Origin of the sequence: Nesterenkonia sp. LB17 (assembly GCF_022565915.1) — a bacterium.
In the GTDB taxonomy this organism is placed as follows: Bacteria; Actinomycetota; Actinomycetes; order Actinomycetales; family Micrococcaceae; genus Nesterenkonia.
On sequence record NZ_JAJOYX010000002.1, the window covers coordinates 641,099 to 665,999 of the forward strand.

At 64.8% G+C, this 24,901-nt stretch carries 15 protein-coding genes and 2 pseudogenes; 9 read left to right on the forward strand and 8 right to left on the reverse strand.

Annotated elements, in window-relative coordinates; translation table 11 throughout:
- Positions 1–49: 49 nt before the first annotated feature.
- From LTH96_RS06665 to LTH96_RS06685, 5 genes are all read left to right on the forward strand, one after another.
- Complete coding sequence (locus LTH96_RS06665; RefSeq protein ID WP_241465102.1) at positions 50–1,396, forward strand: glutamine synthetase family protein; 1,347 nt, start codon at positions 50–52, stop codon at positions 1,394–1,396.
- Positions 1,377–2,198 (forward strand): gamma-glutamyl-gamma-aminobutyrate hydrolase family protein, encoded by an 822-nt coding sequence (locus LTH96_RS06670; RefSeq protein ID WP_241464938.1) that lies wholly within the window; start codon positions 1,377–1,379, stop codon positions 2,196–2,198. The genes LTH96_RS06665 and LTH96_RS06670 overlap by 20 nt, the downstream gene beginning before the upstream one ends.
- Positions 2,195–3,553, forward strand: coding sequence for an aldehyde dehydrogenase (locus LTH96_RS06675; protein ID WP_241464939.1), 1,359 nt, complete (start codon positions 2,195–2,197; stop codon positions 3,551–3,553). Before LTH96_RS06670 ends, LTH96_RS06675 begins: the two co-directional genes overlap by 4 nt.
- Before the next feature lie 75 nt (positions 3,554–3,628).
- The gene (locus LTH96_RS06680) at positions 3,629–4,405 is read left to right on the forward strand and encodes a 3-oxoacyl-ACP reductase (protein ID WP_241464940.1); all 777 of its coding nucleotides are present in this window, start codon (positions 3,629–3,631) and stop codon (positions 4,403–4,405) included.
- Positions 4,406–4,566: 161 nt separating this feature from the next.
- A complete protein-coding gene (locus LTH96_RS06685) occupies positions 4,567–5,847 on the forward strand; it encodes an ammonium transporter (RefSeq protein ID WP_241464941.1) in 1,281 nt (426 codons plus the stop codon).
- A gap of 106 nt (positions 5,848–5,953) precedes the next feature.
- Here the strand turns inward: LTH96_RS06685 and LTH96_RS06690 are convergent, their stop codons facing one another.
- The gene (locus LTH96_RS06690; RefSeq protein WP_241464942.1) at positions 5,954–7,186 is read right to left on the reverse strand and encodes an MFS transporter; all 1,233 of its coding nucleotides are present in this window, start codon (positions 7,184–7,186) and stop codon (positions 5,954–5,956) included.
- A 128-nt stretch (positions 7,187–7,314) separates the two neighbouring features.
- On the opposite strand from LTH96_RS06690, the gene LTH96_RS06695 reads away from it, so the two are divergent.
- Positions 7,315–7,707, forward strand: a complete 393-nt coding sequence (locus tag LTH96_RS06695) for a DUF1801 domain-containing protein (protein ID WP_241464943.1) — start codon at positions 7,315–7,317, stop codon at positions 7,705–7,707.
- Here LTH96_RS06695 and LTH96_RS06700 read toward each other — a convergent pair.
- Entirely contained in the window at positions 7,694–11,410 is a 3,717-nt protein-coding gene (locus tag LTH96_RS06700; RefSeq protein ID WP_241464944.1) for an AAA family ATPase, read from the reverse strand. The two genes, LTH96_RS06695 and LTH96_RS06700, sit on opposite strands and share 14 nt — an antisense overlap.
- Before the next feature lie 19 nt (positions 11,411–11,429).
- Positions 11,430–11,717 (reverse strand): annotated as a pseudogene (locus LTH96_RS06705) (UDP-N-acetylglucosamine 2-epimerase); the annotation flags it as partial.
- Positions 11,718–11,886: 169 nt separating this feature from the next.
- On the opposite strand from LTH96_RS06705, the gene LTH96_RS06710 reads away from it, so the two are divergent.
- On the forward strand, positions 11,887–14,022 hold the full coding sequence (locus LTH96_RS06710) for an acyltransferase family protein (protein WP_241464945.1): 2,136 nt from the start codon (positions 11,887–11,889) through the stop codon (positions 14,020–14,022).
- A 305-nt stretch (positions 14,023–14,327) separates the two neighbouring features.
- Here LTH96_RS06710 and LTH96_RS06715 read toward each other — a convergent pair.
- The 3 genes and pseudogenes from LTH96_RS06715 to wecB all read right to left on the reverse strand — a co-directional run.
- Positions 14,328–14,807 (reverse strand): annotated as a pseudogene (locus tag LTH96_RS06715) (AAA family ATPase); the annotation flags it as partial.
- Between the two features lie 145 nt (positions 14,808–14,952).
- Positions 14,953–17,031 carry an acyltransferase family protein gene (locus tag LTH96_RS06720; protein WP_255728007.1) on the reverse strand — a complete coding sequence of 693 codons (2,079 nt, stop codon included), beginning with the start codon at positions 17,029–17,031 and terminating at the stop codon, positions 14,953–14,955.
- 574 nt (positions 17,032–17,605) lie between these two features.
- Complete coding sequence (gene wecB / locus LTH96_RS06725; RefSeq protein ID WP_241464947.1) at positions 17,606–18,763, reverse strand: non-hydrolyzing UDP-N-acetylglucosamine 2-epimerase; 1,158 nt, start codon at positions 18,761–18,763, stop codon at positions 17,606–17,608.
- Positions 18,764–18,965: 202 nt separating this feature from the next.
- On the opposite strand from wecB, the gene LTH96_RS06730 reads away from it, so the two are divergent.
- Both LTH96_RS06730 and LTH96_RS06735 read left to right on the forward strand, forming a co-directional pair.
- Positions 18,966–20,348: a glycosyltransferase gene (locus LTH96_RS06730; protein WP_241464948.1), complete on the forward strand. Its 1,383-nt coding sequence runs from the start codon at positions 18,966–18,968 to the stop codon at positions 20,346–20,348.
- 51 nt (positions 20,349–20,399) lie between these two features.
- The gene (locus LTH96_RS06735) at positions 20,400–21,431 is read left to right on the forward strand and encodes a hypothetical protein (protein WP_241464949.1); all 1,032 of its coding nucleotides are present in this window, start codon (positions 20,400–20,402) and stop codon (positions 21,429–21,431) included.
- 48 nt (positions 21,432–21,479) lie between these two features.
- On the opposite strand, the gene LTH96_RS06740 is transcribed toward LTH96_RS06735, so the two are convergent.
- Complete coding sequence (locus LTH96_RS06740; RefSeq protein WP_370644407.1) at positions 21,480–23,675, reverse strand: acyltransferase family protein; 2,196 nt, start codon at positions 23,673–23,675, stop codon at positions 21,480–21,482.
- The gene (locus LTH96_RS06745) at positions 23,587–24,810 is read right to left on the reverse strand and encodes a polysaccharide pyruvyl transferase family protein (protein ID WP_241464951.1); all 1,224 of its coding nucleotides are present in this window, start codon (positions 24,808–24,810) and stop codon (positions 23,587–23,589) included. Before LTH96_RS06745 ends, LTH96_RS06740 begins: the two co-directional genes overlap by 89 nt.
- Positions 24,811–24,901 lie beyond the last annotated feature (91 nt).

Sequence of the window (24,901 nt, forward strand, 5' to 3'; positions counted from 1 at the left end):
AGGATCAGATCCCGTGACGACATCGCCCAAGCATCCCCGCAACGATCGAATGCTCACCGTCCCTGGGCTGCGCCAGGAGATCACCGAAGGGCGCATCGACACCGTGGTGCTGGCCTTCACCGATATGCAGGGCCGGCTGCAGGGCAAGCTCTGCCACGCCCAGTTCTTCCTGGACTCGATGCTCGAAGAGGGAGCCGAGGGGTGCAACTACCTGCTGGCCGTGGACACCGAGATGAACACCCCCGGCGGCTATGCGATCAGCAGCTGGGAGGCCGGCTACGGGGATATGAGCTTCGCCATGGACCTGGACACCATCCGGCGGATGCCGCACAACCCGGGTCAGGTGATGATCCAGTGTGACCTCACCGCCCATGACGGCCAGCTGATCCCGATGTCCCCGCGGGCCATGCTGAGCCGTCAGCTCGACCGCGCTCGGGAGATGGGCTACCAGATGCTCACCGGGACGGAGCTCGAGTTCTGCGTCTACAACACCAGCTATGAGGACGCCTGGGACTCCAACTACCAGAGCCTGGTCCCGGCGAACCGATACAACGTCGATTACAACATCCTGGGCTCCCAACGGGTCGAGCCGCTGCTGCGCGAGATCCGCAACGCCATGTACACCGCCGGGATGACGGTGGAGAGCGCCAAGGGAGAGTGTAACTTCGGTCAGCACGAGATCGCCTTCCGCTTCGACGAGGGACTGGTCACGGCGGACAACCACGTGGTCTACAAGCTGGCCTCGAAGCAGATCGCCCAGCAGCAGGGCAAGTCCATCACGTTCATGGCCAAGCCCAACGAGCGTGAGGGCAGCTCCTGCCACATCCACATGTCGCTGCGCGGGCTCGACGGTGAACTGAGCTTCTGGGATGAGGAGAAGGACGCCCGCAGCGCCACCTACGACTACTTCATCGCCGGGGTGCTCAAGGGCATGCGCGAACTCTGCATCTTCTACGCCCCGAACATCAACTCCTATAAGCGCTTCGCCAAGGGCAGCTTCGCCCCCACCTCGGTGGCCTGGGGCATCGACAACCGCTCCTGTGCGGTGCGCCTGGTCGGCACCGGCCAGTCCGCCCGGATGGAGAACCGTCTCCCCGGCGGCGACGTCAACCCCTACCTGGCACTCTCAGCGATGCTGGCCTCAGGCCTCTACGGGATCGAGCACCAGCTGGAGCTGGAACCCATGATGGAGGGCAACGCCTATGAGTCCGACGCACAGGTCGTGCCCACGGCGATGAGAGAGGCCCGCGACCTGCTCGCCGACTCGGCACTTGCCCGCGAGGTCTTCGGCGAGGATGTGGTCGAGCACTACGTCCACTACGCCGATGTGGAGCTGGAAGCCTTCGAGTCCGCCGTCACCGACTGGGAGCTGCACCGTGGTTTCGAGCGGCTCTAGGGATTCTTCGTCGGCGCCGCGCCGGCGACCCCGGATCGCGCTCACCACGTATTACCAGGAGGGCTCGTGGGGCGATTGGAACTCGGTGGCGGCGATCGTGCCCGGGTCCTACGTGGAAGGCGTCGCGGCGGCCGGGGGAACCCCTGTGCTGCTGCCCCCGGTGGGCACCGACACCTCGGTGCTGGAGCCGATGGACGGGCTGATCGTGATCGGCGGAGTCGACGTGGATCCGCGCTTCTACGGCGCCGACCGGCACGAACGCACCTCCTCCCAGCCCAGCCGGGATGAACACGACATCGCGCTGACCCGGGCAGCCCTGGAGAGGGGCCTGCCGCTGTTCGCCATCTGCCGGGGCGCTCAGATCCTCAACGTCGCGCTGGGTGGGACCCTGATCCAACACCTGCCCGACGTCAACCCCGACGCCGAGCAGTACCAGCCCGGACCCGGCCTGTACGGAAGGGTCCAGTTCACCACCGAGCCGGGCAGCCGGTGCGCGCAGCTGCTCGGCGCGAGCGCCCAGTCGCCGTGCTACCACCATCAGGCCCTGGATGAGGTGGCGGAGGGCCTGGTCGTCACCGCCCGCGCCGCCGACGGCACCATCGAGGCCGTGGAGACCACCACGGAGGCCTGGACCCTGGGGGTCCAGTTCCACCCCGAGGAGAACCGCAAGGATGCTCGGCTCTTCGAGGGCTTCATCGACGTGGCCCGGCGCTTCGCCGAGCGGCGAGACGCCCCCCAAGACCCACATCGGGGACCCGGCGCCCACCCTGACCAGCACCGAGAGGACGCACTGCACCCATGACCGTGACCCAGATCGTCGATCCCACGACCGAAGAGATCATCGAGACCATCGAGCTGGTCTCGCTGCAGGAGACCGACGCCGCCATCGCCCGCGCCCAGCGCGCGTTCCTCACCTGGCGCACCGTGGAGCCGGCGGACCGGGCGCGACTGCTGCGTCGCTTCGCCGACGCGGTGGACGCCGACCTGGAACATCTCGCCGCCATGGAGGTGCGCAACGCCGGGCACACCATCGGCAACGCCCGCTGGGAGGCCGGAAACGTCCGTGACGTCCTGACCTACTACTCCGGAACCCCCGAGCGGCTCTCCGGTCGTCAGATCCCCACCCCGGGAGGGGTCAACCTGACCTTCCACGAGCCGCTGGGCGTGATCGGGGTGATCGTGCCCTGGAACTTCCCTATGCCGATCGCCGCATGGGGCTTCGCGCCAGCCCTGGCGGCAGGAAACACCGTGGTGCTCAAGCCCGCGGAGATCACCCCGCTGACCGCCATCCGGCTGGGCGAGCTTGCCCTGCAGGCCGGACTGCCCGAGGACGTCTTCACCGTGCTGCCGGGCAAGGGCTCCGTGGTCGGTGAGCGCTTCGTGACCCACCCGGACGTCCGGAAGGTCGTCTTCACCGGCTCCACAGCGGTGGGCAAGCGGATCATGGCTGGCTGCGCTGACCAGGTCAAGCGCCTGACCCTGGAGCTGGGTGGGAAGAACTCCAACATCATCTTCGCCGATGCCGACCTGGACCAGGCCGCCGCCGCCACTCCCGGCGGCGCGTTCGACAACGCCGGCCAGGACTGCTGCGCCCGTTCCCGGGTGCTGGTGCAGCGCTCGGTCCTGGATCGGTATCTGGAGCTGCTGGAGCTTGCCGTGCGCGACTTCCACTGCGGCGATCCGAGCCTGGAACAGACCGCCATGGGTCCGCTGGTCTCCGCCGCCCACCGCGACTCGGTGGCCGCCTACCTCGACGACGACGCCCCCATCGCCTTCCAGGGGTCAGCCCCCACCGGCCCTGGATTCTGGTTCCCGCCGACCGTGCTCACTCCCTCTCCCGACTCCCGAGTCTTCAACGAGGAGATCTTCGGACCGATCATCGCCGTGGTCCCCTTCGAGGATGAGGCCGAGGCGATCCGCCTGGCCAATGACACCGACTACGGCCTCTCCGGCTCCATCTGGACCCGTGACGTGGGACGCGCCCTGCGGGTCTCCCGCGGGGTCGACGCCGGGAACCTCTCGGTGAACACCCACGCCTCGGTGCGCTACTGGACCCCCTTCGGAGGGTTCAAGCAATCGGGCTTCGGACGGGAGCTGGGGCCCGACGCCGCCGAGGCCTTCACCGAGACCAAGAACGTCTTCATCTCCAGCAGCTGACCGATTGCGTGACCGCGCAGCCGAACACCTCATCAACTGAGAACTTCAGCAGATGACCCTCAATCAAGGAGCCCCATGCAGATCAACGCCCGTCGTCTCGTCGACCGCAGCGCCGTCATCACCGGGGGCGCCAGCGGCATCGGTCTCGCCAGTGCCCGCCGCATGGCCGCCGAAGGAGCACGCGTCGTCATCGCCGACGTCGACGCGGCCGCCGGGGAGCAGGCCGCCGCGGAGCTCGGAGGCCTGTTCGTCAAGGTCGACGTCACCAACCCGGAGGAGGTCCAGGACCTCTACGCGCAGACCCATGAGGCCTTCGGCAGCGTGGACATCGCGTTCAACAACGCCGGCATCGCCCCGCCCGACGACGCGTCCATCCTGGACACCGGCATCGACGCCTGGCGCAGGGTCCAGGACGTCAACCTCACCTCGGTCTACCACTGCTGCAAATATGCGATCCCCTATATGCAGAAGCAGGGCAGGGGCTCCATCATCAACACCGCATCCTTCGTCGCCGTCATGGGCGCGGCCACCTCGCAGATCTCCTACAGCGCATCGAAAGGTGGCGTCCTCTCGATGAGCCGTGAACTGGGAGTGGAGTTCGCCCGCCAGGGCATCCGCGTCAATGCCCTGTGTCCCGGACCGGTCAACACGCCGCTGCTGAAGGAACTGTTCGCCAAGGACCTCGAAAAGGCGGCTCGCCGCCTCGTGCACGTGCCGCTGGGCCGCTTCGCCGAGCCCGAAGAGCTCGCCGCGGCCGTGGCCTTCCTGGCCAGCGATGACTCCTCGTTCATGACCGCCTCGACGTTCCTGGTCGACGGCGGCATCTCGGGAGCCTACGTCACGCCGTTCTGAGCGTGAAGGCTGCGGCGAGGGCTCTCCCCTGCCCTCCGCGGGGAAAGCTTTAACCTTTCTGAAACATCACGGCGCGCCCGGTGAAACACGAGCCAGTCACCATTGAGATCAGCTCGCATCGGTGAAGTTCACCGATGAATTGATGTTTCCTGGAGGGACACATGGAACTTGGATCACTAGACGTCTGGGTGCTTGTGGCAAGCGGACTCGTGCTGCTCATGACACCCGGACTGGCCTTCTTCTACGGCGGTCTGTCTCAGGCCAAGTCCGCCATCAACATGATGATGATGAGCTTCGCGGCCATGGGACTCGTCGGCGTGGTCTGGGCCCTCTGGGGCTCCGCCATCGCAGGTGGAGAGTCCGTCGGCGGCCTGTTCGGCAATCCCGCCACTGACTTCGGCCTCTACAGCACCCTCGCAGAAGCTCCGGAGGAACTGATCGGCATCGGCTTCGGCGCCACCTTCGCCATCATCACCACGGCCCTGATCTCCGGCGCGATCGCTGACCGCGCCAAATTCTCCGCCTGGATGGTCTTCGTGCCCATCTGGGTCACCCTGGTCTACTGCCCGCTGGCCTTCATGGTCTGGGGCGATGGTGGACTCCTCGTCGAGGGCGGCGCCGTGGGCGACGCCGTCGGTGAGGCAGTCGACTACGCCGGCGGTCTCGTGGTCCACATGTGCGCCGGCCTCGCCGCTCTGGTCCTTGCACTGATCCTGGGCAAGCGTCGCAACTTCACCGAACGCGAATCACACCGCCCCCACAACACCCCGTTCGTGCTGCTGGGCGCCTCGCTGCTCTGGTTCGGCTGGTTCGGCTTCAACGGCGGCGCAGCCACGGAGGCCGGCGAAGCAGGACTCATCTGGGTCAACACCCTCCTTGCCCCCGCATCGGCACTGGTGGTCTGGCTCCTCACCCAGCGCATCCGCGGCGAGAAGCCGACCGCCCTCGGCGCCGCATCGGGCATCGTGGCCGGCCTGGTGGCCATCACTCCCGCCTGTGCCCACGTGGACCCGGTCGGCGCCATCATCATCGGCGCCGTCTCCGGGTTCCTCTGCTACCTGGCAGTCGGCCTGAAGTACAAGCTCGGCTTCGACGACACGCTCGACGTGGTCGGCCTGCACTTCGTCGCCGGCCTCTGGGGCACCGTGGCCATCGGTCTGCTGGGCCGCGCCGAACTGATCGACGGCGAACGCTCCGGTCTGTTCTACGGCGGCGGTCTGGGCCTCATGGGCTCGCAGGTCGTGGCTGTCCTGGTGACTCTGGTCTTCACCGTGGTGATGACCGCGATCATCGCCTACGCCATCCACGCCACCATCGGATTCCGCGTCACCTCGGATGTCGAGACCCTCGGCATCGACCGCTCCGAGCACGACGAAGATGCCTACATCTTCGAGACCATCAACGGTTCCAGCAAGAGCCCCGCTGGCGCACCGCGCGAGTGACGACCTCCTAGGTCACCGCTTCGTCTCAAGAGCCTGGGTCCGGTTCATCGAGCATCTCGCTCGGTCAACCGGACCCAGGCTCTTGAGTGGATTCAGCGGCAGCGCCTCAGGGCTGCACTGTCTCAGCCGACTCTTCCTCGGCCTCCAAGGTCTCCGGAGCCTGAGTCCAGGCCAGGGCGCCGAACATCAGGATCACCCCGGTGACGCCGAAGGCCCAGGCGTAGCCGAGCTGGTCCACCAGGAACCCCGCCAGCAGCGGTCCGATGATCGCGCCGAAGTCCTGCGTCATCTGGAAGGTCGACACCACCGATCCCCCGTTGCGCCCCGAACCGACGATGTCGGCGATCGCCGCCTGCTGGGCGGGGTTCATCAGCCCGGTGCCCACCCCTGCGATCACGCTGAGCAGCAGCAGGATCAGCGGGCTGGGCGCCAGACCGAGAAGACCCGTGGCCAGCGCCGAGATGAGAAGCCCGAGGATGATCGGACGTCGTCGTCCATACCGATCTGACCGGCGCGAGAAGAGCAGCACGGCTGCCACATTGCCGGCGGCGAACGTGGCCAGCGCGACTCCTGCGAGCTGGCTGGAATCCAGCATCCATCCGGAACCGACGAAGGCGGTGGCGGCGAAGAGCGGCACCACGGAGTTGCGCAGCCCGAAGGTCGCCCATCCGTTGGCGAAGCCGGCGGTCAGCGCCGCACGGTATCCGCGGTGCTGCCAGGCCTCGGCCAGGGTGACCGTCTCTCGATCTTCCTTGCGACCACGGTCCTCCAGCCGGGACTGGCGAAGCATGATGAACACGATCGCCGCCGCCACCACCAAGGCCCCTCCGTAGACCAGGAAGGGCACCCGAGGGCCGAAGACCAGCAGTCCCGAGCCGATGAGCGGACCGGCGACGCTGCCGAACAGGAACGCCGAGGCATAGGCGCCGGAGACCCGGCCGCGGATCGTGGGCGGGGACTTCCGAGCCAGGAACGTCATCGCCGAGACGGTGAAGAAGGTCGAGCCGATGCCGCCGAGCGCCCGGAAGAGCAGCAGCAGCTCATAGCTGGGGGCGTACGCGGTGGCGATCATGGACACCGCCACGATGAGCAGCCCGATCACGTAGACCGGGGTCTCCCCCAACCACTGGGTGAGCTTCCCGGAGGCCGGCGCGAAGAGCAGCCTGAAGAGCCCGAAGGCCGAGACCACGGCCGAGACGGCCATGGCGGAGACCCCGAAGTCCGAGGCGTACTGCGGCAGGATCGGCGCCACGATGCCGAAGCCGATCGCGATCACGAAGGCCGAGACGATCATCACCTTCAGCTCAGGAGGGATCCTGGTCTTCACCTCACGTGTCATTGAGCCGCTCCTGTCCTTATGCCACCGGTCATCCTCGTTGCTCAACGCAACGAACCCCAGGACCATTCCCTCCGCCGCTCTTCGATCCCATGGCACGATGGGAGCACTTCATCACGAGAGGCGATTCGATGGAACCCACCGGTGGCAGCCTGGAGGCCCTTCTGAGCGCGATCACGCCGAAGGTTCGGCAGCGAGACGCCCGCACCATGGTGGGACTGATGCAGCGCATCACCGCCGAAGACCCGCAGCTCTGGGGCAGCATCGTGGGCTTCGGGACGTATCACTGCCGCTACGACTCAGGCCGCGAGGGCGACGCTCCTGCGGCCGCCTTCGCCGCACGTCGACAGGCCACCACCATCTATCTGCTCGACGGGATCGACCCGCACGCAGAGGAGCTCGGCCGCCTGGGTGCGCACAGCACCGGAGTCGGCTGTCTCTACATCCCACGCCTGGACCCGGTGGATGTCACGGTGCTCGAAGAGATCATCACCGGCTCGTATCGGTCCGTCACGGCGTGGTGAGCTCTGCTGCTGTGGGCTCTGCGGAGGTCCCCAGCCGCTGGGAGACGACCCGGGTGGAGCCGTCCTGCCGCATGGACACCCCGTAGAGCGCATCGGCGATCTCCATCGTGCGCTTCTGGTGGGTGATGATGATCAGCTGGGAGGATTCGCGGAGCTCCTCGAAGATCACCAGCAGGCGGGAGAGGTTCGTGTCGTCAAGCGCGGCCTCCACCTCGTCCATCACGTAGAACGGACTCGGCCGGGCTTTGAAGATCGCGACCAGCAGCGCGACAGCGGTGAGCGAGCGTTCCCCGCCGGAGAGCAGCGAGAGGCGGCGGATCCGCTTGCCCGGAGGCCTCGCCTGCACCTCGATGCCGGTGTTGAGCATGTCCTCCGGGTTGGTCAGCTCCAGCCGTCCCTCCCCGCCGGGGAAGAGTCGCGCGAAGACCCGTTCGAACTGCACCTTGGTGTCCAGCCAGGCCTCGGTGAACACCTTCTCCACGGTGGCATCCACATCGGCGATGATCTCGAGCAGGTCCTGCCTGGACCTCTTGAGATCGCTCAGCTGCTCCTGCAGGTAGCGGTGACGCTCCTCGAGTGCGGAGTGCTCCTCGAGCGCCAGCGGGTTGACCTTGCCCAGCGCCCTGAGGTCACGGCGGGCCTGCGCGAGCCGCTTCTCCTGCTCGGACCGGTTGAAGGGCACGCCCGACTCGGCTTCGTCAGCTGGATCGGCTGGATCGGCTGGGTCCTCGGGCCTGTCCGGTTGGGTGGGATCAGCCTGCGTCAGGAGCTGATCCGATGCCTGCGGCACCAGCTGATCCGGACCATAGTGCTCGATGAGGTACTCCGCGGTGAGACTGAGCTCCTCGAGTCCGCGGGCCTCCGCGGCCTCCAGGCTCAGTCGCAGCTCGGTGCGGGTCAGCTCCGCCTGGTGCAACGCAGCCGTGAGAGTCTCGAGCTCAGCCGCCTCGGCCTTGCGCGCTGCGCGGAGTGAGAGGGTCCGCTGGCGGGTCGCGTCAGCGGCGGTCTCGGCGGCGCCGCGAGTGGTCTGCGAACGCTGGAGGACGCCGAACAATGTCTGATAGGCCGCTTCGGCTTCGCGCTGAATGGTCTCTGCCTGCAGTGCGCGGGAGCTGCGGGCCTGAGCGATCCTCCGCGCCTCTTCCCTGCGTGTCTCTTCGGCGGCTGCGCTGCGGCGCAGCCCGGCGGCGCGTTCGAGCATCTGTTTGTGCTGCTCTTCGGCGGCGCGCAGCTCCAGCCGGGCGTCGACCTCTTCGCGGCGCTGGGTCGTGGCAGCAGCGGAGAGTCGATCCCGTTCAACGCTGGACGGCTCCTCTTCGGTGTCCTCGCTCTGCGCCGCCTGCAGGCGCGCCTCGGCTTCTTCGCACTGCTGCTGGGCCTCGGCGGCGGCCGCATCTGCCTCGCGAATCTCTTGGTCGGCGTGTTCGATCCGCTCGGCGGACCGCGCCAGTTCCGCATGAAGCCGGCCGAGCTGTTCGGTCGTGGCGTGCATCTCGGCGTCGTTGGCATGCAGCGCCTGCAGGGTCTCCTCGACGTGCAGCTCCGCGGCGCTGACCTCTGACTCCTCAGCGACGGAGGCGGAGACACGTTCGTCGAGCTCGAGCTCACGCTGGCGCAGCGCCTCGGTGAGTTCGCTGATCTCGGCATTGATCGCCACGTCGGAGTTCTCCAGCACGGTGCCGCCGATCTGCTCACCGGCGCGGAGGATGACCCCCGCAGGAGTCACCGCGGTGCGCACCTCGGGAAGCTCCAGCAGCGCGGCCGCCTGGCGCTGGTCAGCGCAGAGCACGACGCCGGCAAGCGCGGCGTGCACCGGGATCTGAAGGTCGTCGTCGATGCCGACCACCTGGCGAGCCCAGATCGCGCCTGCCGGCAGCTCGATGCTGGGGAGTTCGATGTTGTGGAGCTCGATGTCGGGGAGCTCAGCGCCGTGAACCTCACTCCCCGGAGGCTCAGCGGCGGGTCGGCGGGAGGCGAGAGGAGTCTCGGCCGCCACTTGGTGGATCAGGTGCGCACGGCCGGCCTCTCCGGCCGCCAGCCAGCCCAGTGCATCAGCCGCGGTCTCGGCGTCCTTGACGATGAGCGCCGCGTCGAGGCTGCCGAGGCAGGCGGCGATCGCGGTCTCCCACCCGCGGGTGATGCGCAGCCGCTGCGCCAGGGGTGCCACGATCTCCTCGGCCCGGTCGCGGAGCAGCGCCGCGGCTCCGTCACGAGGGGTTCGGGCGGCGGAGAGTCCGGAGAGCCGCGCTCGGTGTTCGCTGATCACCGTGCGCAGCCGCTGCTGCTGTGCCAGCTTCTCGTCATAGGCCCCGCGCAGTGCTTTGAGCCGCTCATGGGCAGCCTCGTAGGCGGCGTCAAGGCCCTCTTCGCCGGTCTCGACGCCCGCGATCCGCTGCTCCAGCTCCGCGAACTCGCCGCGGGCTCGCTGCTGCGCGGCGCGGGCCGCGTCGCCCTGTTCCTGGCCACGAAGGCGTCTGGCCTGTGCCGCGTCGATGCGCCCCCGGGCGGTGTCCACCCGGCCGCGCAGCGTCGCGAGTCCCGCGCGACGGTCCGCGACGGCACGCAGCTGCTCGGTCAGACGGGTCTCTTCGTCCTTCCATGCCTCCTCGGCCTGTGCCCGCCCAGCGGAAGTGCGTTCCAGGCGTTCCCTGGCGGCGGTGACCTCGGCGTCGAGCTCTGCGGCCTGCTCGGCCACGCTCTGGGCCTGGGCCCGCAGCGCCTGCGGGTCGCGGCCGCTCAGTTGCACCACGGCGGCGGCCTGCAGGCTGCGGGCGCGCTCCTCGGCGAGCGAGGCGACCGAGCGCAGCCGCTCCTGGACCTGCTCGAGCCGGTGGTGGCCGGCCAACAGCTTCTCCGCGTGGGCGCGCTGCGCTGCGGCCTGCTTCTCCAGCTGCGCGATCTCGGTGTCCTGGGCGTCGAGCCAGGCGCGCAGCTGCTCGGCGGATTCCCGGTCGTCCTGTTCTCCCTGGCTGGACTCGTGCAGCGCGGTGGCCGCACGGACGAGGTCATCGGCGATGAGCCGGGAGAGTGAATCGCGCAGATCGTGCTGGATGCGCTGAGCTCGGCGGGCTACCCGGGCCTGCCGGCCCAACGGGGCGAGCTGCCGGGAGATCTCGCTGATCAGGTCCTCGAGGCGGGAAAGGTTGGTCTGCATCGATTCGAGCTTGCGCACGCTGCGTTCCCGACGGCGACGGTGCTTGAGCACCCCGGCAGCCTCCTCGATGAAGCCGCGCCGCTGCTCCGGGGTGGCCTGCAGGATCTGATCCAGCTGCCCCTGCCCCACGATCACGTGCATCTCCCGGCCCAGCCCGGAGTCGGAGAGCAGCTCCTGGATGTCGAGCAGTCGGCACTTGGCGCCGTTGATCGTGTAGTCGCTGCCCCCGGCACGGAACATCGTCCGAGAGATCGTGACCTCGGAGTATTCGATCGGCAGCGCGCCGTCGGAATTGTCGATGGTCAGCGACACCGAGGTGCGTCCCAGCGGCTGGCGCTCGGTGGTGCCGGCGAAGATGACGTCTTCCATGGTGCCGCCGCGCAGGGACTTGGCGCCCTGTTCGCCCATGACCCAGGCCAGCGCGTCGACCACATTGGACTTGCCCGACCCGTTGGGGCCGACCACGGCGGTGACCCCTGGTTCGAACTCGAAGGTGGTGGCCGAGGCGAAAGACTTGAATCCGCGAACGGTCAGGGTCTTCAGGTGCACGGGTGCGGACTCACACTTCCCCGGACTCGCCGGGGCTCACCGGGATCCCGAAGTAGAACGCCGCCATCGCACCAGCGGTGGTGGTGTCCCCCTGGACGACGGCGTCGGGCTTTTTCCGCGTGAAGATCGCGTCCAGGCCGGTGTACGTGCGGGTGAGCACCCCGTTGAGCATCTGCCGGGGCTGGATGATGTTCAGGTGATGGTCCGGCACGATGCGGAAGAGATCGCTGGCCTGCAGCGCCTTGACGATCGGCGCCATCTTGATGGCTTCGGGACGAGTCCCACAGATGGGCATGATTCGATTCATGGCTTGTACCTGTCCCTTCGCGCGCATGGTGTCTGCCACACAGCCTAGCTTCCCGTGACGACATGGGACCGGTCTAACACCCAGGTATCGGGGTCCGGACCGATTCTGCCGATAAACTCAGGCCCCATGTCAGCAACTGAATCCGGACGGTGCAGGAAAGGGGTTGATCGTGCGTTCAGTATCGACGCGTTCGCCGCGCGGCCGTGCCGCTGCGGCCCCCGCCGCTGAGGTTCAGACCCTGACCCGAGGCCTGCCCGAACGCAGGTTCCGCCCAGAGCTCCACGGGGTCCGCGGCCTGGCAATCCTGGGTGTGGTGCTGTTCCACCTTTTCGGAGCAGGCCGAGTCTCAGGCGGCATCGACATCTTCCTCGCAGTCTCGGGCTTCCTCTTCACCGGCATGCTGCTGCGCGAGTCCGCCGCCGGTGGCGGCCCCATCGACATCGGACGCTACCTCGCTCGCATCGCCCGAAGGCTGTTGCCTGCGGCGGCGATAGTCATCTCGGTGACTCTGGCCGTGGGACTCTTCCTGTTCCCCAGCACCCGGCATGAGCAGCTCTGGGGTGAAGCCCGGGCGTCCTTGCTCTACTTCGAGAACATCGAACTTATCAACTCTCAGCTGGCCTATGGTGCCGCAGGGCCCGACACCAGCCCGTTCCAGCATTTCTGGTCGCTCAGCGTGCAGGGACAGTTCTACCTCGTCTGGCCGCTGGTCGCCATCGCCGCGGTGCTCCTGGCCCAGAAGATCAAGAAGCCCGCTGCACACGTGATGATCGCCCTGGTCGGGCTGGTCATCGCGGCATCCTTCAGCTTCACGCTCTACATGCAGACGATGGACCAGGACCAGGCCTACCTCATGACGCGCACGCGCTTCTGGGAACTGGCATTCGGCGGTGTCCTCGCGCTCGTCGCCTCCTCGATCGCTCTGCCTCCTCGAATCCGGTTCCTCGCAGGCTGGCTCGGGATCGGCCTGATCCTCACCTGCGGCTTCGTCCTCGACGGGGCCTCGCTGTTCCCGGGGCCCTGGGCGCTGTGGCCGCTGGCTGGCCTCACACTGGTGATGCTCTCGACCAACGGCGGGACCGGACCCCAGGAACCGAAGGCCAGCGCCTCGACGTTCCTCTCCAACCGCTTCTTCGCCTGGATCGGCAGCATCGCCTACGGGCTCTATCTGTGGCACTGGCCGCTCTTGATCTTCTACCTCCAGGTGCGAGACCAAGAGGCGATCGGCGTTCAGGGGGCCGTGGTCGTCTTCGCGGTCTCACTGCTGCTCGCCTGGGTGACCTACCGGTGGGTCGAGCAGCCCATGAGCAGAACGAAGATCCGCGAGAAGACGCAGCTCGCATCCGCCGCCGTTATGCTGGGGGCAGCCGGAGTGGCCTCTTCGCTGATCCTCAACCAGCTGGCGCCTGTGATCCCAGAGGGCTATGCCATGTCTGGTGTCGACCGGAATGACTACCCCGGTGCCGCCGCCGTGGGCGGCGGGCAGCCTGTCGATGAAAGCATCGACTTTTTCCCGGAACCGACCGAGCTGAGCGCAAGCCTCCCGATGCACATGTCCTGGGACTGTGAACAGACCTACTTGAGCGAACCGGGCTCCGACGAGGTCACGGTCTGCGAGGACCCTGATCCGCCCGCGGATCCACGGGCAACGGTCATGCTGACCGGAGGCTCCCACTCCGGTCACTGGTACAACGCACTCGCACTCCTTGCCGAAGAGCAGGACTGGGAACTCATCGTCGTCATCAAGTCTGGATGCAGGCTGCAGCACACAGACGAGGCCGATGGCGATGATACTGACGCTGACGCTGACGCTGACGATGACATCTATTGCGCGAGGTGGAACGCGAACCTGCCCGCCTTCATGGCGGAGCGTCAACCCGACGTGGTGATCTCCACCGGGACAGCCTTGTACGACAGCGGCAGTGAGGAGCACCTCACCCGGGGAGCGGAAGATCGTTGGAGCGAGATCGTACAGACCGGCGCCGAACTGCTCCTGATCCGAGGAACAGCTCGTCCAGACGAGGACGTGCCCGACTGCCTCGCGTCCGGGGGGACTGCGGAGAGCTGCGGCGCTGAATACAGCATCTACGCCGAGCATGATCTCCTCGCACAGGCCACGCAGGATGCGTCGATCTATTCGATCGACATGACCGAGTACGTATGCCCCGACGGCTCATGCCCGGCCGTCATCGGCAATGTCGCCGTCTACAGCGATAACAGCCATCTCAGCGCGCACTACGTGGAGACTCTCGCCCCGTACCTCGATGAAAAGATCAGGTCTGAGATGCCTCAGCTTTACCGCTGATTCCCAGGTCCGTCCCGGAGCGCTTGGAGATTCGGCGGTCGGGCACCCGGTCGCGCAGACGCACAAGGACCGACCGGACAGGCCCCGAGGGTCCCCTCAGCGACATCGGCGTGAGTGGTCGACGAAGGCGACACAGCGAACGCGTCGAACCTGAACGCACGATCAACCCCTTTCTTGCACCGTCCGGATTCCGTTGCTGACATGGGGCCTGAGTTTATCGGCAGGATCGGTCCGGACTCCGGTACCTGGGTGTTAGACCGGTCCCATGTCGTCACGGGGAAGCTAGGCTGGGCGTCGAGCCAGGCGCGCAGATCGTGCTGGATGCGCTGGGCTCGGCGGGCAACCCGGGCCTGCAGGCCCAACGGCGCGAGCTGCCGGGAGATCTCGCTGATGGAGTCCGAGAGCAGCTCCTGGATGTCGAGCAGTCGGCATTTGGCGCCGTTGATCGTGTAGTCGCTGCCCCCGGCGCGGAACATCGTCCGAGAGATCGTGACCTCGGAGTATTCGATCGGCAGCGCGCCGTCGGAGTTGTCGATGGTCAGCGACGCCGAGGCGCGGCCCAGCGGCTGCCGCTCGGTGGTCCCGGCGAAGATGACGTCCTCCATGGTGCCGCCGCGCAGCGACTTAGCGCCCTGTTCGCCCATGACCCAGGCCAGCGCGTCGACCACATTGGACTTGCCCGACCCGTTGGGGCCGACCACGGCGGTGACCCCTGGTTCGAACTCGAAGGTGGTGGCCGAGGCGAAAGACTTGAATCCGCGGACCGTGAGGGTCTTCAGATGCACTCTGCAAAGTCCTGACTACTGGGAGCCGCGGCGGGCACTGCCGTGCGGTTCACGTTGACGCTGAGGTGCATGACTCGATTCTACGCAGCTGCACCCGACCCTTTCGGTGGACAGAAAATGCGAGCACCGCCGGCTGGGGACGAGCTTATCCACGGAACAGGTCAGGCGTTCGGCCCCTGAGCTCCTCCTCCAACATGGGAACCATCGATTCCACATAGGAATTCGTCAGATGACTGCTGTCTCGGTACACGGCGACCTCACCTATCACTGCGGGACAGGAACCATCGAAGCAGAGGTATTCGGTCATATCCAGAGTGTGGGTGGAGTCCGGGAGATCAATGCCGTCCAACGGATCGTCGTCAGCAAGCGTCTCGAATGTCGGGCCGCATTCGAGCGCACCACCGCCTTCGGCAAGACACTCCGGGGCATCCTCGTTGGGCCGGGGTGTGCCCCGCATCAGCAGCAGCTCTGAACCCGATTCCGTGATCTCCTGCCATCGGTCCGGTGCGCCAGCCTCGATGGTCTCGGGCCCATCACCTTCTCGGGCCACGACGCTTCCCGGTGTGATCACCAGGTCCGGCTGCCGCTCGTCGAGAACGTCCAGGAAGTTGACGTTCCATTCGGCGCATTTGTTGGTCTCGACATTTGAGATGCCTCCGAATCTGCATCCGGACTTGTCCACCACGAGGAGCTCCCAGTCGTTCTGCTCTGCCATGACGACGAAGGCCTGGTGCCACTGCCCGGCGTGGGAACCTCCCGCGATCATCACCGTCGCTCGAGGTGTACTCGGTGCATCTGGGTCTTCGCAGACCAGTGCCTCGCCGGTTCCCGGGTCATGGCCATTCCTCTGGCGGCAGTCCCAGCCGTAGTAGGCCGGCATGTCATTGGCGATGTTGGGGATCGGTGGATGAACCTCGGCACCGTCCCACAGATCCCCCCAAGGCGTTCCCACTGCTGCGGCGCCGAAGCTGGGGCCCTCAGTCGAAGACGGCTGTGTTCTAGCTTCCGCGGGGGCATTGAGGACCCCGATTGCCGCGCTCGTTCCGACTGCGGCGGCCACGAGCGTTCCTGCGGCCAGGCCGAGCTTCAACCGCGGGCGCGAAAAGCTGGATCTGCTCAGTGGAACCTCTACCAACCGGTGGGTGAGCCACGCGAGCGCAAACGACAGCAGGAGGATCAAGGTGCCGCCGCGCAGACCTACCTCGTCTCTGTCACGGACTTCGAGATAGAAGATCAGCAACGGCCAGTGCCACAGATACAGTCCGTAGGCCAGGTCGCCTACCCAGCCGATGGGCTTGAGCGTGAGCAGACGCTCGACACCTGGACGCGGGGACGCATTCGAGTCCTGGCCGGGCGAGGACATCAGGATCAGCGCGAACCCCAGCAGCGGCCAGAGCGCCAGCGGTCCGGGAAACACCTCGGCGCCGTCCATGATGAAGCCGGTGCTGACCACCATTCCGAGACCTGCCCAGCCCGCCACGAGTCGAACCGAGGGGCCAAGCGTGATTCTTGACGATACAAGGGCGAGCAGCCCGCCGAAGGCGAATTCCCAGAAGCGTGTGGTGGTCATGAAGTACGCGCGATCTTGACTGATCGTCTGCATATAGACCGCGTGGATCAGGGACGCGGCGAGCACGAACATGACAAGGACGATCATCAGCGATGTTGCCGATCGGTTGAGACGCTTTGCACACCACACCGCGGCGATGGCTACCAATGGCCAGATCAGAAAGAACTGGCCCTGAACCGAAAGGGACCAGAAGTGCTGGAACGGGCTTGCCGCGGCTCCGGCCACCTCATACGACATGGTGTCAGCGATCAGCTGCCAGTTCTCCACGTAGAACAGCGACGCCCGTGCTTCGATCAGCAGCTGGGGGTGCCGGGTGCTGGGGAAAACCATCCAGGCGGCAAGGAACGTCACCGTGATGACCAACGCCGCCGGAATCACGAGCCGCTTGAGCAGCCGGAGGAAGTACCGGCCTGCTCGAATGGATCCTCCTGACTCTGTGGCCTCGCGCAACAGCATCGCTGTGAACAGGAACCCGGATATGGCGAGGAAGATATCGATTCCGCCGGAGACACGCCCCGAGCCGTAGAGGTGGAATGCCACTACTCCAAGGATTGCAAGTCCGCGAAGACCGTGGATCTCGGGCCGGAAATGCCGTGGAGGAAGCCCGTCAAGCAGCGTTGCAGACTTTCGGGAAGATATTTTGGCGTGCTTCATCGACAACTTTCGCTGGGGACAGACACATGACTAGCAGCAGCAAGACAGAGAGTGCGAAACGGTCTTATTGGCTGCAGGCTCGCGCGGGATGATGGCGCCGATGCTCGGATTCATCCTTCTCGAGACCTGCTTTAGCAGACGTTCAACGTCATGGAGAGGAGTGTGCAACAACGAGATTCAAGGACTATCGGTGACCCTTGACCCATTGAAACCTCAGGTCAAGGGGATCGCATCGAGCTCGGCGGGGTCAGATCCTCGGACTCTTGATCGCGCATCCGAGGATCTCGTTGTTGTGGCATAACTACTCTCAGGTCAGACGGCGTTAATGATCATAATGCCAAACTGAACGAAGCCTGAATGCCGACACGCGTTCGATTCTGAGTCCTTTAAGGCGTCCGTAAATTCCGGAGAGTTCCGGAACTGGACCCGGAACCGGTCCCTCCCCCGGACCTGTGCCTGCACGCTGCGGTCGAGCCTGACGTCAGTTGACGATCGACCGACCTGCGGCTCGCGACGTCCGGGCTGCTTCCGTGCGGGGCGAGTGGATAGTTATGGAACTTATGCGGCGGATGACTTATGCACCGGTGGGCACAGGAGAGAAGTCCTCGAGCCGGTCGCCGAGACCGAACATGGCTGCGATCGCGGCGACGGTCCGCTTGGCAGCGTGGCCATCGCCATAGGGGTTCACCGCATTGGCCATCGCCGCGTAGGCCGCCGGGTCGTCGAAGAGCGCCGAGACCTCCTCGACCACCCGATCCTCGGCGGTGCCGATGAGCCGGACCGTGCCGGCGTCGACGGCCTCGGGCCGCTCGGTGTTCTCCCGCATCACCAGTACCGGCTTGCCCAGTGAGGGAGCCTCTTCCTGGACGCCGCCGGAGTCGGTGAGCACCACGGTGGCCAGATTCATCAGGCGGCTGAACTCGCCGTAGGGCAGCGGCTCGGTGACGATCACGTTCTCGTGCCCGGCCAGCGCGGGAAGGATCGCTTCACGGACCACCGGGTTGCGGTGGGCCGGAAGCACGATCAGCTTCTCCGGGTAGCGGTCGGCGAGGCGGGCCAGTGCCCGGCCCACACCTTCCATTGCGGAGCCCTGGTTCTCCCGACGGTGGGTGGTGACCAGCAGCACGTCACGCCCGGAGGCTGCGGCCTCTTCGAGCTGGGCGTCACCGAAGGGCACATGCTTGCTTGCGACCTCGAGCAGCGCGTCGATCACAGTGTTTCCGGTGACCACGATGTCCTGCGCCGGAAGCGCCTCGCGCAGCAGGTTGTCCCGGGACTGCGAGGTGGGAGCCAGGTGCAGCGCGGTGATCTGGCTGGTCATCTTGCGGTTCGCCTCTTCGGGAAACGGCGAATAGAGGTTGAAGGAACGCAGCCCGGCCTCGGCGTGGATCACCGGGATGCCGGAGTAGAACGCTGCCATCGCGCCCGCGGTCGTCGTCGTGGTGTCACCCTGGACGACGACGGCGTCAGGCTTGTGCTGCGCGAAGATGGCATCCAGGCCGGTGACGGTGCGGGTGAGCACCCCGTTGAGCGTCTGCCGGGGCTGGATGATGTTCAGATCGTGGTCCGGCTCGATGCCGAAGAGCTCGTTGACCTGGTCCAGCATCTCGCGATGCTGTCCGGTCACGGTGACCTCACACTCGAAGAGATCGCTGGCCTGCAGCGCCTTGACGATGGGCGCCATCTTGATGGCCTCGGGACGGGTCCCGTAGATCGGCATGATTCGCTTCATCCGACCATCCTAGTCAAGAGGCTCTGTCGGTCCACTGGACCGCGTCGACCGGCGGTCCTGCACCTCCCGTGGCGGAACGCGCTCGGCTGGCCGACCTGATGAACAGGCTGGGGCCAGTTAGACTCTTATTCGCGCAACACCGTTGCCACCGTCATCAGCAACTTCTGACACCGGACCGTAACTGACCTAGAAGGGGCTCCCAATGAGCATTCAGACATTCTTTCGTCGTGCGGGGGAGCGCCGTGAGCAGCAGCAGCGCGTAGCCGAGACATCAAAGGACCTCGCGGTCGAGACGGAAACCGCATCAGAGCCGTCCCAGAATCCGGTGTTCGTTGGACACACGAGATTCAGCGTCCACCAATATGGCTCCGGCTTCTTCAAGGCCTCGAGAACTGGGGAAGACGGTGTCGGATTTAGTGAAGAGCAGTACACGTCGTGGCTCTATAGTCCCGAGAGGTTGGGGCCCCGTACAGACATCTTCGTCAATGAGAGCATCCCCCAGCTCGCCCTGGCGGCCAGGGACCACCAAGTTGTGCATTTCGTCTCCTACTCGCCGTCGCTTCCTGAGTCCTATAAGGAGCTTCTTCGTGCCGCCGCAGATCGCCACCCTTTTGTCCGGCTGAACGAGACGGCACAGCCTGTGAGCGCCACGCCGCCGGCGCACCTGGTCCGATCCGCGCTGAAGGAATTTGGCATGACGACGGGCACGTTCGGCGTCTATCGTCTCGACGATGACGACATTCTTTCCAACAGCTATTTCTCTCGGATGTCGACATACATCACTCCCGAGCACGCTGGGTGGTGGGTTTCTCTGGGACGGGGCTACTCGGCCGTGCGAGTTGACGGCCAATACGTGTTCACCCGCGGACTCTACTACCCAAAGATCGCGCTGGGCCTTCTTCTCGTAGCTTCAATGGCGGAAGACGGTTCGATCGAGCACCTGAGAGCACCGAAACATACCGTGGTCGATCAGCACGCACCCACGATCCTCGACTCGCGGACACCAACGGTCTTCCACGTTCGCCACAAGACCCAGGACAGCACCGTTGAGGGTACCAAGCAGCCGTTCTTTCAAGAGGCGTTCATTCGCATTCGCGGTGAGGGTCCCGCAGACCTCGCGGAAGTCCGCGAACTCTTTCCGGTCATTGCCGACCAGGTGCATCGTGCACCGGGCGTCGAAGCTGACTCCGAGGTCCTGCTCGACCAGCCCGCAACGCTGCCAGCGTCAGGACTCACCTATTCGTGGGATACCGAAGGTGCCCTTAGTCTCAGGGTGGATCTCCCCTCTGGCGTGAGGCTCCGACCGAAAAGAATACGAGTCCGCTTTTCAGTCGCCAACGCGACACCGGGTGAGCCCCATGCGTCGAAAGCCCACGTTGATTTCTTCAGAAAGGCGAAAGCGGAGTTCATTCCTGAGAAAGACGAATACTCGATCTACCTGTCACATATGACGACGGGACTCGGTTACTTGCTCTGCCTCGAGCCCCCGGAGGACCTTCGTGTCACATCTTTCACTTTCGAGCCGGGGACCGCGGAGGATGTAGACGTCGCATCCATCACAGCATTTCCTCTGGGCTCCTCCTGACGCCCAGACGGGTAGTCCATGCACCTCTTTCTCTAGATTCAAGGCTCTGGCATGAAAAACGCTGCAACTGAAAAGTTCATTCAGGAAAACTTTGCCGGCATGGCTCCACGCGATTACGGCGACCGACCGGCCTACGGACCGAAGAATCTCTTCGCGCAGGCTGCCCGCAGGGCCAAGATCCACGTGAGCGCGGTAGGGCAGCGACAGGTGTTCACCTACGACGGAAGGACGGTGGGAGGCGCAGAGGGCTTCCTGACATCACTGACGAGTGTGGGCGGCGAACGGGCCTCTTTCGACCGAAAATTAGCGCGACGCTACCTCTCGCTCGCCGGAATTCCCATCCCGGAGGGTCAGGTCTTCTCAACCGCTGAGCGCGATGCGGCACAGGGGTACGCCGCTCAAATGACCGGCCCTGTAGCCATCAAGCCACGGTTCGGCGAATCTGGCCTCGGAGTCTCCCTTCAAGTTGATCCTGCGGTCACTTTCGGAGACGCCTGGTCCCACGCCGAGCAATATGACTTCCCAAACGCCACGGGCCACGGGGGCGTCGTGGTGGAGCGATTCCACGACGGTCTGAACCTCCGTGCCTACGTCGTGGACGAAGAAGTCGTTGCAGCAGTGATCCGGGTGCCTCTGTTCGGACTGGGTGACGGACGCTCGACGCTCAGTGATCTGGCCCAAGAAGCCGATCGAGGAAGGAAGCGGAATCCCCTTCTGGCGAAGTTCGAGCTTGAGACCGCGCTGATGCCACGTGCCGAAGCGAAGGCGTCGGACCCGATATCCAACGTTGACCGGATCTACTGGTTCAGCCCGGGCGTGAACATGAGACTTGGCGGACTCACGGTGGATGTCACCGACCGCCTCGATAAGTCCCTCAAGACTTTGGCCGTCGACGCCCGCTGGGCTGTACCGGGTTCCCCGGTGGCGGGCGTCGACATTCTGGCCCCAAGCCTAGACTCCGCAGTGGACGCCACCGTGCTGGAGGTCGACGCCCAAGCCAGCTTCAGCATCCACCATTACCCCTGGTCTGGAAACGGCCGCCGGGTCGCGGACAAGGTCCTGGCCCGCATGACGAGAGACTAGGCTGGCCAGCCCACGCTGTGGTCTCCCGCGCATTTCAGCTCAGTTTGATTAGTAGAGATCGGGAATCTGTCGTTGAAGTTTCTCGTCCAGGTATGGGGCCAGCGTCTCAACATAGGCGTTCGTCAAGTGGCTGTCGTCTCGGTAGACAGCTACATTTCCGATGACGGCTGGACACTCCTGGGCAGGACAGATGCGATCCGTCATATCCACCGTATGGATCGAGTCTTGCTGACCATAAGGCTCTAGAGGGTTCTGGTCCTCGAAGACGCTGAAATCCGGTCCGCATTCGGACGGTGATTTGCCCGAGGCCAGGCACTGAGGAGCGTCCTGTTCCGGGCGGGGCGTTGCGCGCATGAGCAGCAAGTCAGTACCCGTCTCAGTGATCTCCTCCCAGCGATCAGGGGCCCCGTCCCAGATATGTTCCTTCGGGCCACTCTGGAAGGCAACCGTTCCTGGAGTCACCACGAGATCCGGTGACCGCTCCTGGACAACCTTGACGAAGTCCCGATTCCACTGGTCACAGGTGTTGTTCTCCGGATCCTCTAACGGACCGAACCGGCAACCGCTCTTGTCCACCACAAGAAGCTCCCAGTTGTTCTGCTCAGCGAGCAGCGAGAATGCGTGGTGCCATTGCCCAGCATGAGATCCACCCGCGAGCATGACAGTGGCGCTCGGATTCTCGGGCTTATTCAGATCCTCGCAGACTAGCACTGCGCCAGAGCCGGGATCATTGCCCACCTTCTGGCGACAGCCCCACTGGTGATACGTCGGTTGATCCTGCGCAATGGAGTCCAAGGCCGGGTAGATCTCAGCTGCTGGAACGGGCTTGATCACCGACGACTCGATAGCGTCTGCGCCCGGATACTGTTCGGAATCCACCCCGGTCATGGTGTACCCGTCGGGGATTGGTGGACTGGTGAAGAGCAGCACTGCGGAGAGCGCCGCAGCACCGACAGCAATGCCACCGCCGGCCACCGCCAATTGGCGCCACTGAGGCAGGGCCTTGGCTATCCCGATCGGCGTCTCGACGAAGCGATGTGTGAGCCAGGCAAGACACAAGGACAGGAAGAACAAGAGCAGACCACCTCGGACACCCACCGCAGGATAATCGCGAATCTCGAGATAGAAGATCAGCAACGGCCAGTGCCACAGATAGAGGCCGTAGGCAAGGTCACCAATCCACGCCAGCAACCGCGCCGACAATAACTTTGCCGCCGTCCAGGGGTGGTCGAGTGCAGCCCCGGCTGGTCCCGCCGAGATGATGATGAACGCAAATCCGGCAAGCGGCCACAGTGCGAGGGGCCCGGGGAAGACTTGCGCACCATCGAGGGCGAAGCCTGCGGTAAGGACCAATCCCAAGCCGATCCAACCGACTAAGGGGCGGATGACTGCGGGCACTGTCATTCTTGCGGCCAGCAACGCAAGGAGACCACCAAAAGCGAGTTCCCACAGCCTAGTGCGTGTCATCAGGTACGCCTGGTCCTGACTGATGGTCTGCATGTAGATGGCGTAGATGAGGGACGCGACCAGAACGAGGCCCACCAGAAGCATCATGATCGTTGTGGCCGATCGCCGAACCCGCTTGGCGATCCACACGGCGAGGATCGCGACGACCGGCCAGACAAGGTAGAACTGACCTTGAACCGAGAGCGACCAGAAGTGCTGGAAGGGGCTGGTGCCAGCCCCCGCAGCCTCATAGGACATCTGCGCCCTGAGCAGCTCCAAATTCTCGAAGTAGAGCAGCGAAGCTCTGGCCTCAGCCAAGAGCTGGAGACGATCGGTCACGGGCATGACGAAGAACCCGACCACAGTGGTGACGCCAATCACCAGCACTGCGGGTGCAAGCAATCTTCGAGCAAGTCGAGACAAGTACCGACCCACGTCGATTCGTCCACCAGTCTCGGCAGCTTCCCTAAGGAGCATCGCAGTGAAGAGGAAACCGGAGACTGCCAGGAAGATGTCGATTCCACCGGAAACCCGTCCTGCTCCGAAAAGATGGAACAACACGACGCCGAGGATGGCCAGCCCCCGGAGACCATGAAGTTCTGGGCGGAATCGACGCCCGGGAAGACCGCGGACTAGTTGCTGTTCCTGCAGCCGAGCTGTATCGCTCCCGCTAAAGCTGGATTCCGCTCCAGGCCTAGAGGCCGTGACGTCACTTCTCACTGAACATCTTTGAGATGCGGCGCTGTCCGGACCTGACCACTCGCTTGCCGAAAAGTCCCAAGTCGTTCCCGCGAGCACTGAGACGAGTACGCAACGGGTATCCGGACCAGGAAAACTTCACTTTGGCCTTGGGCATCGCGGGTTCTGTACTACGTGGCCCCGTGATGGGGAGCGCCGCCTCGAGGGCATCGAGATCGATACTCAGACGAGGCAGGGTTGCCTGTTTGCTCACCTTCAGGAGTTCGAGGGTCTCGAGCTCAGTCGACACCATCTGATGTTCCGCAACAACCGAGGCGTCGAGCGTGGAGAAGTAGTCATCGAACTTGAAGCGTGCGCCAGCCAGCGCTTCGTCTGTGACGTTCAGCCACACCCAAGGCACGCCGAACGCCTGGGCAATGATCAGTCCGTGCAGCGATGTAGAGACGCAGATGTCGGAGCTTGCGATCTGATCGATCACTGTGGTCAGGTCATTCCGCACGTCGACCACGCTCACACCGTCGGTAGAGAGGGAGTCCAGCCATTTCCGATGTGAGTAGTGCGGAACGAACGACACGCCGGAAGTTCCGACATTCTCGACAGTCGGTGTGTATACACGCGGAAGCAGCAGAGCCGGATCTCCGAACACCTCTGGCACATCCCAGTCCAGCTGTGATGTCAGTTGGGCGTGTGTGAGCTTTCCTCTGACCGCATGCACACGAACGCCCTTGAGCTGCGTCAGATCGTGCAGATGCTTTTCGTTGATCTCACGGATGAGTCCACTTCCCCAGATGTCAGCGTTCGGACGCTTGATCATTTGAATCACAGAACCCACGCTGACCAACGTGCGTCCCGGGACCTTCATGAATCGAGCGTTGACCGTCGGCCGGCCGGAATACGCCGAGATTACCCAGGGACCGATAGAGTCTCCGAAGTTCGAGCGCTTGTCCCACCAGAATCCGGCGACGGGGTTCCTCGTTGGATGCGCCTTGCCCGCCTTGAGCAGCTCAAGAGCTGAGCTTTCCGAGATGAGAAACTGAGCCCACCCCGCAACGCGGTCCAAGACCGTCCGCGAAGACGCTGTCTCAGAGAAGTGCTCAATGACGTGGTGCTCACGAGGCTCAGCCACCAGCAGGGCTTGACCCAGAAGCGTGTTCCGGAGGAAGCGTTCGCTGGAGTCGGACTCGCCAAAAGCAATGAGTTCGGCTCCCCCAGCCTCGTTGGTGCGCAGCTCCAAAGACACGGTTCCATCACGCGTCTCCAACTCGAACACAGCTGAAGCTCGCTGGGACTTCCAACGGATGGCAACGCCCAAGACGCTCAAGGGC